The 12353-nt window shown below is 35.4% G+C and carries 9 protein-coding genes; all 9 read left to right on the top strand.

Going from position 1 to position 12353, the window contains the following annotated elements; all coding sequences use genetic code 11:
* The first annotated feature begins 36 nt into the window (after positions 1–36).
* The 9 genes from pyrH (at position 37) to nusA (ending at position 12348) form a co-directional block, all read left to right on the top strand.
* Complete coding sequence (pyrH, locus tag ACTSKG_RS05670) at positions 37–762, top strand: UMP kinase (protein WP_464757171.1); 726 nt, start codon at positions 37–39, stop codon at positions 760–762.
* A complete protein-coding gene (gene frr / locus ACTSKG_RS05665; protein WP_464757170.1) occupies positions 762–1319 on the top strand; it encodes a ribosome recycling factor in 558 nt (185 codons plus the stop codon). Before pyrH ends, frr begins: the two co-directional genes overlap by 1 nt.
* Before the next feature lie 434 nt (positions 1320–1753).
* A complete protein-coding gene (locus tag ACTSKG_RS05660) occupies positions 1754–2548 on the top strand; it encodes an isoprenyl transferase (protein WP_464757169.1) in 795 nt (264 codons plus the stop codon).
* Entirely contained in the window at positions 2545–3336 is a 792-nt protein-coding gene (locus tag ACTSKG_RS05655; protein ID WP_464757168.1) for a phosphatidate cytidylyltransferase, read from the top strand. The genes ACTSKG_RS05660 and ACTSKG_RS05655 overlap by 4 nt, the downstream gene beginning before the upstream one ends.
* A gap of 17 nt (positions 3337–3353) precedes the next feature.
* On the top strand, positions 3354–4502 hold the full coding sequence (dxr, locus tag ACTSKG_RS05650) for a 1-deoxy-D-xylulose-5-phosphate reductoisomerase (protein ID WP_464757166.1): 1149 nt from the start codon (positions 3354–3356) through the stop codon (positions 4500–4502).
* Positions 4503–4734: 232 nt separating this feature from the next.
* Positions 4735–5994, top strand: coding sequence for an RIP metalloprotease RseP (rseP, locus tag ACTSKG_RS05645; RefSeq protein ID WP_464757165.1), 1260 nt, complete (start codon positions 4735–4737; stop codon positions 5992–5994).
* An 81-nt stretch (positions 5995–6075) separates the two neighbouring features.
* Entirely contained in the window at positions 6076–10392 is a 4317-nt protein-coding gene (locus tag ACTSKG_RS05640; RefSeq protein WP_464757164.1) for a PolC-type DNA polymerase III, read from the top strand.
* A 323-nt stretch (positions 10393–10715) separates the two neighbouring features.
* Positions 10716–11195, top strand: coding sequence for a ribosome maturation factor RimP (gene rimP / locus ACTSKG_RS05635; protein ID WP_464757163.1), 480 nt, complete (start codon positions 10716–10718; stop codon positions 11193–11195).
* Between the two features lie 22 nt (positions 11196–11217).
* Complete coding sequence (gene nusA, locus ACTSKG_RS05630) at positions 11218–12348, top strand: transcription termination factor NusA (RefSeq protein ID WP_464757162.1); 1131 nt, start codon at positions 11218–11220, stop codon at positions 12346–12348.
* Positions 12349–12353 lie beyond the last annotated feature (5 nt).

Raw genomic sequence — 12353 nt, 5'->3', positions numbered from 1 at the left:
TTCCCTATTTTTCAAGAAAAGAGACGGAGGATACCTATGAGTACACCACAATACAAAAGAATCGTTTTAAAACTAAGTGGCGAAGCATTAGCTGGGGAACAAGGTTTTGGGCTATCACCGGAAATTATTAAATCTGTAGCGGAACAAGTGAAAGAAGTAGTAGAACTTGGAGTTGAAGTTGCAGTAGTAGTAGGTGGTGGCAATATTTGGCGAGGTAAAGTCGGTAGTGAAATGGGAATGGACCGAGCTACAGCTGATTATATGGGAATGCTTGCTACAGTGATGAACTCCCTTGCTTTGCAAGATTCATTAGAAAAAGCAGGCATCGAAACCCGTGTGCAAACTTCCATTGAAATGCGACAAGTTGCAGAACCATACATACGTAGAAAAGCAATTCGTCATTTAGAAAAGAAACGAGTAGTAATTTTTGCAGCTGGTACAGGAAATCCATACTTCTCAACAGATACAACTGCAGCACTAAGAGCTGCTGAAATAGAAGCGGACGTAATTCTAATGGCCAAAAATAATGTAGATGGAGTTTATTCCGCAGATCCTAAAATTGATAAAGCAGCTGTAAAATATGATGAACTTTCGTTTATTGAAGTGATTCAACAAGGATTACAAGTGATGGATTCTACTGCATCTACTTTATGTATGGACAATGATATTGCACTTATTGTATTCTCAATTATGGAAAAAGGAAATATTAAAAGGGCTGTTCTAGGTGAAACAATTGGTACAGTCGTTAGGAGGAATTCATAATGCCGAAACAAGTAGTTGAACAAACAAAAGATAAAATGGCTAAAACGATTTCAGTTTATAGTAGAGAGTTATCAACGATTCGTGCAGGTCGTGCTAGTGCATCTTTGCTTGATAAAATTTCTGTAGATTATTATGGTACGCCAACTCCAATCAATCAAATGGCTGGTATAGCAATTCCTGAAGCACGTTTAATTACTATCCAACCTTATGATAAAACAATTCTTGGAGACATTGAAAAAGCTATCATGAAATCAGATTTGGGCATAACACCAACAAATGATGGTTCCCTTATCCGTATTGCTATACCGGCACTTACGGAAGAACGTCGTAAAGAATTAGTTAAGCAAGTGAAAAAAGAAGCTGAAGAAGCCAAGATTAATATTCGTAACGTTCGCCGTGATGGCAATGACGATTTGAAGAAACTTGAGAAATCTGGGGCTATTACGGAAGATGACTTAAGAAGCTATACTGAAGAAATTCAAAAACTTACGGATTCAAATATTGAAAAAATCGATGTAATTACAAAAGAAAAAGAAAAAGAGATTATGGAAGTTTAACTCTTTCCTATCAAAGTCGAAACGATAGGTATTCTGGATAATTCCTTTTTAGGTTGTGGCAACTAACTAAGATCACTACTTGAGGAAGTTTAATGTAATAAAACTTTTACGTAAATGTCCTAGCAAGGAACGAAAATCCTGAAGACAAAAGCTATTTGTGATTATAACAAGTTTAAGGAAGTTAATCATGCAGCCGCGATTCAAATCCGGACGTGAGATGTAATTTGATGATTTGAACTTTTCACAAGTAAGAGGCGTCCTTTTAGTGGGACGTCTTTTTACATTCATGAGAAAATAAATACTATTATATAATGATTATATTTAATGATCTTGAAAGCATTGTGCTTTTCCAAATTTCAATGAAGTAAAATTAGGTGAAATTTGATATGATAGGATATATATGTTCCGAGTTGGTTTAAAGTGGAGGATTCAGTATGCTAAAAAAACTTATTCGTAAGAATGAACAAACGATAAGTAATGATTTGTTTGAAAGAAAAGAGAAAGCTCAACAAGAAAAATTACCAAACCATGTTGCTATTATTATGGATGGAAATGGAAGATGGGCGAAAAAAAGATCCCTTCCACGTATTGCTGGTCACTATGAAGGTATGAAAATAGTGAAAAAAATTACTCGTTTTGCAAATGAATTGGGTATTAAAACGTTAACTCTATATGCTTTTTCGACGGAAAATTGGAAAAGACCCAAGTTAGAAGTAGAATTTTTGATGAAATTACCAGAAGAATTTTTAGGAACTTATTTACCTGAATTAATTAAGCAAAACGTACGTGTGAACATGATGGGAAATATTGAATCATTACCTGAGCATACAAAAAGAGCAGTTAAAAATGCCATAGATCGAACTGCAAGCAATAATGGACTAATCCTAAATTTTGCTTTAAATTATGGAAGTAGGGACGAAATAGTACAAGCGGTTCAGAAAATAGCAAGCGATGTAAAAGAAGGAATTATTACTTCAGATATTATTTCTGAAGAGCTTTTAGATAGTTATTTAATGACGAAAGATTTAAGTGAACCAGATTTACTTATTCGTACAAGTGGTGAAGTGCGTTTAAGTAATTTCATGCTTTGGCAACTTGCTTATACCGAATTATGGTTTACTGATACTTTGTGGCCAGATTTTGATGAATCTTGTTTGCTTGATGCAATTGAAAGTTTTCAAACAAGACATAGAAGATATGGCGGTCTTAAGGGGGAAGAGATTAATTGAAACAACGTATCATTACGGGTGCAGTAGCAGCCGCGTTCTTTTTACCTATCGTAATTTTAGGTGGATCAGTTTTCAATATATTAATATATCTGATGGCAGCTATCGGATTATTTGAAATTTTGAGAATGAAAGGTATAAAACTATTTTCCATTACTGGTCTAATATCTATATTACTTTTATTTGTTTTATTAATTCCTACATCAGTTGCAGATAATATATTGCAATTAAGTGGACATACAAAAATTGAATGGCTATTTGTAGCAATCTTCTTATTATTAATTTATTCAGTATTTGTTAAAAATCAATTTACATTTGACGATGCCGCATTCGCAATAATGGCAACTTTATACGTTGGAATTGGTTTTTATTATTTTATAGAAACAAGAGAAATTGGATTGACTTATGTAATATTCGCGTTAGTTGTTGTATGGACAACAGATTCAGGTGCTTATTTTACTGGTAAAAAGTTAGGAAAACGAAAACTTTGGCCTGAAATATCTCCGAACAAGACCGTAGAAGGATTTATCGGAGGAATCATTTGGGCAATAATTGCTGCGCTCATTCTACAATGGATAGCCCCATTTAGTTCGTCCTATATAATATTAATCGGGATAACCATAGCCGCTTCCATTTTTGGTCAGTTAGGTGACTTAGTAGAATCGGCTATAAAAAGACATTACGATGTAAAAGACTCTGGTAAAATACTGCCAGGACACGGTGGGATATTAGATCGCTTTGACAGTTTGCTTTTTGTCATTCCGTTATTGCACTTTTTACATTTTGTATAAGGAGAAGACATGAAATTATGACAAAAAGAATAAGTTTATTAGGAGCAACAGGTTCTATTGGAATACAAACATTGGATATAATTAAAGAACATCCAAATAAGTTTCAATTAGTTTCTTTCTCTGCAGGAAAAAATTTAGAAAAAACCAGAATGATTCTAAAGAATTTTCCAGTAGAAGTAGTTTCTGTTGCGCTTGAAGAAGACGCTATTCAATTACAAAAGGAATTTCCGAAAATACAAGTTTTTTTTGGTGATGAGGGTTTGATCCAAGTAGCAGCTAATACAAATGCAAATGTACTTGTTAATGCAGTTCTTGGAAGTGTTGGACTAAAACCTACATTAGAAGCAATAAAAAAAGGTATTACGATTGCAATTGCAAATAAAGAAACACTTGTCACAGCTGGGCATTTAGTGATGCAAGCAGCAAAAGTGCATAATGTTCCAATATTACCTGTAGATAGCGAGCATTCTGCTCTCTTCCAAGCAATGAATGGGGAACAAAAATCCCAAATCTCGAAGCTAATCATCACTGCTTCAGGCGGAAGCTTCCGCGACCGAACTAGAGAAGAGTTAGAAAATGTCACTGTAAAAGATGCTCTGAATCATCCGAATTGGTCTATGGGAGCAAAAATAACCATTGATAGTGCAACTATGATGAACAAAGGGCTAGAAGTGATAGAAGCTCATGTATTATTTAATACATCATATAATGATATTGAGGTTTTATTACATAGAGAAAGTATAATTCATTCAATGGTGGAGTTTAATGATACAAGCGTTATTGCCCAATTAGGCACACCGGATATGCGGGTTCCAATTCAATATGCACTTTCATATCCGGATCGATTAGAGCGCTCTAATGCTAAAAGATTGAATTTAGTAGAGATTGGAAAACTGCATTTTGAAGAAATGGACTATACAAGATATCATGCATTAAAGCTTGCAATTGATGCAGGGAAAGCAGGAGGAACAATGACAACGGTACTTAATGCAGCAAATGAAGCGGCAGTGTCATTGTTTTTACAAGGAAAGATAGGTTTTTTAACTATTGATGAGCTCATAGAACGTGCGATGACTGAACATGTGAACATATTCAGCCCAAATTTAGAAACAATCTTGCATGTTGATGCTGAAACAAGAAAAAACGTACAAAACATGATAAAATGAGTTTGAATAAAGGACATGTTGTATTAACTTTACAGCAAATGTCTTTCTGCGATTAGCCTGCGCAGGAGCACTTCTTCTAAGTGGCGAGTATGGTTTTCTACTAAGAATTGATTCGGTGTTCTCGTGCTTTTTCTAAACAAACATGATAAAAATTGGCGCATTGTTTAGTGCTTAAGCTAAGAGGAGTAATGCATCTACGTCCAGTCGTAATTGATAATAAAGGTGGGGTATAATGGAAACGGCCATTGCGTTTATAATAATATTTGGTAGTATTGTTTTTTTTCATGAACTTGGACATTTTATTTTTGCTAAAAAAGCAGGAATTATGGTTAGAGAGTTTGCGATTGGAATGGGACCAAAAATTTTTGGCATGACAAAAGGAGAAACGATATATACACTTCGGTTATTACCTATAGGTGGATATGTACGAATGGCTGGAGAAGATATGGACTCTGTCGAACTTCTACCAGGATTTCGTTTAGGTATACATGTTAATAATGAAAATGAAATCGATCAAATTGTATTAAATCAAAATAAGCAATTTCCAGACATGCTTTTCTTAGAAGTCGAGAAATCTGATTTAACTAAAGAAATGTATATTGAAGGATATGATGAAGAAGAACGTTCCGTACGATATAAAATAGCTAGAAATGCTGTTATAAATGAAAATGGAAAAGAAACTTACATCGCACCATATGATCGTCAATTTGGATCTAAAACGGTTGGTCAAAGATCAATGGCAATATTTGCAGGTCCACTTTTCAACTTTATCTTATCATTTTTCATATTTTTATTATTAGGTTTGCTCCAAGGGGTACCAACATATGAACCCGTCATTACAACAGTTGTAGCAGATAGCCCTGCTGCACAAGCTGGAATGAAAGATGGAGACTTAGTAACTAAAATTAATGGAAATCCGATTTCAACTTGGGATGAATTGTCGGAGGAAGTCAAGGTAAGTCCAGATAAAAAAATGGATTTTACAGTTGATCGTAACGGGGAATCTTTAGAATTTACGATGACTCCAAAAGCAGTCGAATCTGGAAAAGAAAAAGTAGGGCAAATCGGTGTTCAATATGTCAGTCCTCTTGAAAAAAATCCAATCAAAGCAGTAGCTTTCGGTGCAGAACAAACGTATGATTGGACTAAACGTATATTTACCTTACTAGGTTCTCTAATTACTGGTAAATTCTCAATCGATGATTTATCAGGTCCTGTAGGTATTTACAAGGCTACAGAAGAAGTTGCACAATATGGTGTATTCAATTTAATGCATTGGGCTGCTATTTTAAGTATTAACTTGGGAATTATGAATTTATTACCACTGCCTGCGCTTGATGGTGGTAGACTTTTATTTTTCTTATTTGAAGCAGTCAGAGGGAAACCAGTTGATAAGCAAAAAGAAGGTATGGTTCATTTTGTAGGCATCATGCTCTTAATGGTATTAATGGTAGTAGTAACTTGGAATGATATACAAAGGTTTTTCTTCTAGAGAAAAAACTACAAGAAGGGAAAGTTCGAGTTGAACTTTCCTTTCTTTTTCTGTTATAAGTAGTAAAGAGAGGGGTTCGTTATGATGCAAGACGGTAAAACAAGGATGCATATATTGTTACAACAACTGAATTTAACGGAAGATTTATTCGTTAAACATTTCGAAGATGCCTCTATTACAAGATTTACTGTACATAAAAAAATAAGACAATGGCATTTTCAAATTCATTGTTCTACGATTCTTCCAATTGATATATATAAAGTTTTTCACCAACGATTAGTAGAAAGGTTTACTGGCATAGCAAGTGTATATTTATCTATTGAAAGTGAAAGCACAGCTATTTCGGATGTTCAAATAAAAGAATACTGGATACCTGTAATGAAGGAATTAAGTGATATGGCTCCACCTCTTAAGGAATTGTTGCTTAAACAACAACCTGAGTGGAATGGTCAGATGATCCAACTTACATGTGGACATGAGCTTGAACTTCGAACATTTAAAAGGAAATATGTAGAGCAGTTAGCCGATACTTATGCGAAGTTTGGTTTTCCGAAAATGGCAATAGATTTCAAACTAGTCGAAGATACACAAGCACTGGCTGAGGCACAGCTAGCCTTTTTGGAACAAAGGAAATTAGAAGAAGAAGAACTGGGCAAAAAAGCATTAGTAGATCTACAAAAAAGAGAGCAAGATCGGCAAAATAGTGGGGCAGATGGAGCGGAAGGACCTTTCCAACTCGGAATCCCGCTTAAAAAAGAAGAGCCAATCATGGAAATACGTCAAATTCAAGATGAAGAGCGTAGAGTGACCATTGAAGGATTTGTATTCGATGTAGAAGTAAAGGAATTACGAAGCGGAAGATCCCTTCTAACGGTGAAAATTACCGATTACACGGATTCGATACTTGTTAAAATGTTCTCACGTGATAAAGAAGACGCACAAATGATGGAACGATTGAAAAAAGGTATGTGGATTAAGGTAAGAGGATCTGTACAAAATGATACATTTGTTCGTGACTTGATCATTATGGCTCAAGATATGTGTGAGATAAATCCGGTATTACGTTTAGACACGGCAGATCAAAAAAGAGTAGAATTGCATCTACATACACCCATGAGTCAAATGGATGCTGTTTCATCAGTTTCTGCTCTTGTAACGCAAGCAGCTAAGTGGGGTCATAAAGCAATAGCCATTACAGATCATGCTAATGTTCAATCATTTCCGGAAGCATATGCAGCTGGCAAAAAGAACGGTATAAAAATTTTATATGGACTAGAAGCAAATCTAGTTCATGATGGAGTTCCAATTGCTTACGATGAACAACATACTTTACTGGATGATGCGACGTATATTGTATTCGATGTTGAGACGACCGGTTTATCTGCTACGTATGACAAAATAATCGAACTTGCAGCAGTCAAATTGCAAAATGGTAATATAATTGATAAGTTCGAGCGGTTTGTAAATCCCCATCATGCACTATCTGCAACAACTATTGAACTTACAGGTATTACAGATGACATGGTTCGTAATGCTCCTGAGATTGAATCGGTCATAAAAGATTTTTATGAATTCATAGGTGATGGAATAATTGTTGCACATAATGCCTCATTCGATATGGGCTTTTTATATGAAGGTTATCGAAGATGTAATATTGACCACTTTACACATCCGGTGATTGATACATTAGAGCTTGCAAGATTTTTACATCCCGAGTTAAAAACGCATCGTTTAGGTTCTTTAGCTAAAAAGTTTAATATTGAGTTAACACAAGCTCACCGAGCAATCTTTGATTGTGAAGCAACTGCATATTTACTTATGCATTTATTAAAGGAATCGGAAGAAAAAAATATTCACTACTTGGATGATTTTAATAAACATATCGGCCAAGGGGATTCTTATAAAAGAGCAAGACCATCCCATTGTACAATTTTGGCAGTTAATGACGAAGGGTTAAAAAATTTATTTAAATTAGTATCACTTTCTCACATTTCTACTTTTTACAGAGTCCCTCGTATTACAAGATCGACTTTACAAAAACATCGTGCTGGATTAATAATAGGTTCTGCTTGCGATAAAGGGGAAGTATTTGAAGGACTAATGCAAAAACCTTTAGAACAAGTAGAGGAAATTGCAAGATTTTATGATTATTTAGAGATCCAACCAAAAGAAGCTTATTCACATTTACTGGAATTAGAGTTAGTGAGAGATGAATGGAACTTAGAAGATATTATTCGGAAAATGATTAAATTAGGGAAAAAATTAAATCTGCCCGTTGTAGCAACTGGAAATGTTCATTATTTACATGAAAATGATGCGATATTCAGAAAAATATTAGTGAACTCTCAAGGTGGTGCTAATCCTCTAAATCGCCATGAGCTACCTAAGGTACATTTCCGAACAACTAATGAAATGTTAGATGCTTTCTCTTTCTTAGGAGAAGATTTAGCTACTGAGATTGTAGTGACTAATCCACAAAAAATTGCAGATTCAATTGACGATATTAAACCAATTAAAGATGATTTATATACACCTAAAATTGAAGGTGCAGATGAAGAAGTTAGATCATTAACATATGCTAAAGGAAGAGAGATTTATGGAGAAGATCTTCCAGAAATTGTAGAGGCTAGAATTGAAAAAGAATTAGCTTCTATTATTGGACATGGGTTTGCTGTCATTTACTTGATTTCACATAAACTAGTGAAGAAGTCTCTAGATGATGGTTATTTAGTGGGGTCCCGGGGTTCAGTTGGTTCTTCATTAGTTGCAACCTTAACGGAGATTACGGAAGTTAATCCTTTACCTCCACATTATGTTTGTCCAAGTTGTAAGCACTCTGAGTTTTTTCAAGACGGTTCAGTAGGGTCCGGGTTTGACTTGCCAAATAAAGACTGTGTGAAATGTGATACTCCTTATGTAAAAGATGGACAAGATATCCCTTTTGAAACATTTTTGGGTTTTAAGGGAGATAAAGTTCCAGATATAGACTTAAACTTTAGTGGTGAGTATCAGCCGACGGCACATAATTATACGAAAGAGCTTTTTGGAGAAGATTATGTATTCCGAGCAGGAACAATTGGAACTGTTGCAGAAAAAACAGCTTATGGGTATGTAAGAGGATATACGAATGATAACAACTTAACATTACGCGGGGCGGAAATTGATCGATTAGTACAAGGGTGTACTGGAGTAAAAAGAACAACAGGTCAGCATCCAGGGGGAATTATTGTAGTTCCTGATTATATGGATATCTTTGATTTTACGCCTATTCAGTTCCCAGCAGATGCACAAGATTCTGAGTGGAAAACTACTCATTTTGACTTCCATTCAATTCATGATAATTTATTGAAACTCGATATCCTTGGACATGATGATCCAACAGTTATTCGAATGCTTCAAGATTTATCAGGAATTGATCCAAAAACAATTCCAACAGATGACCCTGAAGTGATGAAAATATTTAGTGGCACAGAATCTCTTGGAGTAACGGAAGAACAAATCGATTGTAAAACAGGTACACTCGGTATTCCAGAGTTTGGTACTCGTTTTGTTCGTCAAATGTTGGAAGAAACCAAACCTTCGACATTCATGGAACTTGTTCAAATTTCGGGTCTTTCCCATGGAACTGATGTATGGCTTGGGAATGCGCAAGTACTTATTCAAGATGGAACATGTCAATTGTCGGATGTTATTGGATGTCGTGATGATATTATGGTTTATTTAATATATCAAGGTCTTGAACCATCGTTAGCGTTTAAGATAATGGAATCTGTTCGAAAAGGAAAAGGATTAAGTCCGGAGTTTGAGGCTGAGATGAAAAAAGAAGGCGTACCTAATTGGTATATAGAATCTTGTAAAAAGATTAAATACATGTTCCCAAAAGCCCATGCGGCTGCTTATGTATTAATGGCTGTTAGAATTGCATATTTCAAGGTGCATTTCCCAATTCTATATTATGCAGCATATTTAACAGTACGAGCATCAGATTTTGATTTAATTGCCATGGTTAATGGTTCACATACTATTCGTGCAAAACTAGATGAAATCAATTCAAAGGGTTTGGATGCCTCGCCCAAGGAAAAGAGTTTAGCAACAGTACTAGAAATTGGACTTGAGATGTCAGAGCGTGGCATTAAAATGCAAAAAGTTGATCTTTATAAATCAAAAGCCAGTGAGTTTACTATTGAAGGGAATACGCTTATCCCACCTTTCAATGCAATACCAGGATTAGGAACAAACGTAGCTTTCCAAATTGTGAAATCTAGACTTGATGGTGAGTTTCTGTCGAAAGAGGATTTACAGCAAAGAGGGAAAGTGTCGAAAACAATTATTGAATATATGGACCTAATGGGATGCTTGGAAGGTCTTCCAGATGCCAATCAGCTTTCCTTGTTTTAGGCTAGAAAGATAAACTATTAGAGATGGTAACTGTCCAAACTCCAGGAGCTAGCCGCACAAGGGCAAATGCCAATTCCCTGCGGTATGAAAAGTTGCCTTCAACCACATTTGCTTGTCGTAGTTAAAGCAGAGCCTTTCGCATTTCTTCTCAATTTGCAAGAAAATCATTAGTATGGTAATATAAAACTACCAATGTTTCATAGTTCTGTGACGAAAGAGTGGGATTTCCCGCTCTTTTCTGTTGTTATCTAGGAATTATAAAAATTACACTCGTAGAAAATAATCTACAACCATAGAAAATCATTATTGAGTAGGAGGCTCTTATGAGTAATATCACTAGTAAAATTGAAGAGCTTGTAACGCCCATTTTACAAGAGTTAAATTTAGAACTTGTAGATATTGAATATGTGAAAGAAGGTCGCGACTGGTTTTTAAGGATCTATATTGATACACCATCTGGTGGAATAGATATTGAGCAATGTGCTCAAGTAAGTGAAAAGCTAAGTGAAAAATTAGATGTCGTAGATCCGATCACAGATAATTATTTTTTAGAAGTTTCATCTCCAGGGGCTGAACGGCCATTGAAAAAAGATGCAGACTTTCTACAAGCAATTGGAAAATATGTATATATTAAAACGTATGAACCGGTAAACGGTGCAAAGGAATTTGAAGGGACATTACTTTCTTATTCTGCTGAAGAAGGTGCTTTAATAGAAGTACGTGTGAAAACAAGAAGAATTAAAATCGAAATTGATAAAGAGAAAATTGCGCTTGCTCGTTTAGCAATTGATTTTTCTGCATAATGTATATTAAGGAGTGATAGCTATGAGTAGTGATTTTTTAGATGCGCTTACCGCGCTCGAAAAACAAAAAGGAATTTCTAGAGATGTTTTAATAGAAGCAATAGAAGCTGCCTTAGTGACAGCGTATAAAAGAAACTTTAACCAAGCACAAAATGTTCGTGTAGATATCAATTTAGCTACAGGTACTATGTTAGTTTATTCAAGAAAAGATGTAGTTGATGAAGTGGCAGATGATCGTTTGCAAATCTCTTTAGATGATGCAAAATTGATAAACCCTCATTATGTAGTTGGGGATATTGTTGAAGAAGAAGTAACTCCTCGTAACTTTGGTCGCATCGCTGCTCAAACTGCTAAACAAGTTGTAACGCAAAGAGTACGTGAAGCAGAACGCGGTCTTATATATGAAGAATACGTTGATCGCGAAGACGATATTGTAAACGGAATTGTGGAGCGTTTAGATGCACGCAATATTTACGTTGGCCTAGGTAAAGTAGAGGCAGTGTTACCTGTAAATGAACAAATCCAATCAGAAACATATCGTCCTCATGATCGTATTAAAGTATATATTACGAAAGTAGAACGAACTACACGCGGACCTCAAGTTTTTGTTTCAAGAACACATCCAGGTTTACTTCGCCGTCTGTTTGAAATGGAAGTTCCTGAAATATTCGAAGGAATTGTTGAGATTAAATCCATTGCTAGAGAAGCGGGAGATCGCTCTAAAATTTCTGTATTTGCCCATAATGATGAAATTGATCCTGTAGGATCATGTGTGGGGGCAAAAGGTGCTCGTGTTCAAACGATTGTGAATGAATTAAGCGGTGAAAAAATTGATATTGTAGAATGGTCAGAAGATCCAGTAGTTTTCGTTGCAAATGCACTTAGTCCTTCTAAAGTATTAGATGTACAAGTAAACGAAGAAGAAAAATCCACAACCGTAGTGGTTCCAGATTATCAACTTTCACTAGCTATCGGTAAAAGAGGACAAAATGCTCGTCTTGCTGCCAAACTAACTGGTTGGAAAATAGATATAAAAAGTGAAACTGATGCTAGAGAGCTAGGAATTTATCCAAATGAAAATTCTCCTGAAGTAGTATTGGAAAGCTTAGAAGATGAAATGGATGACTTTGACTTTTATAAAGACGAAGAGTAAGCAAA

Source organism: Psychrobacillus syltrankelensis, assembly GCF_055454035.1.
The sequence above is the reverse complement of the archived record's forward strand: the minus strand, read 5'-3'. Positions and strand labels throughout refer to the sequence as shown.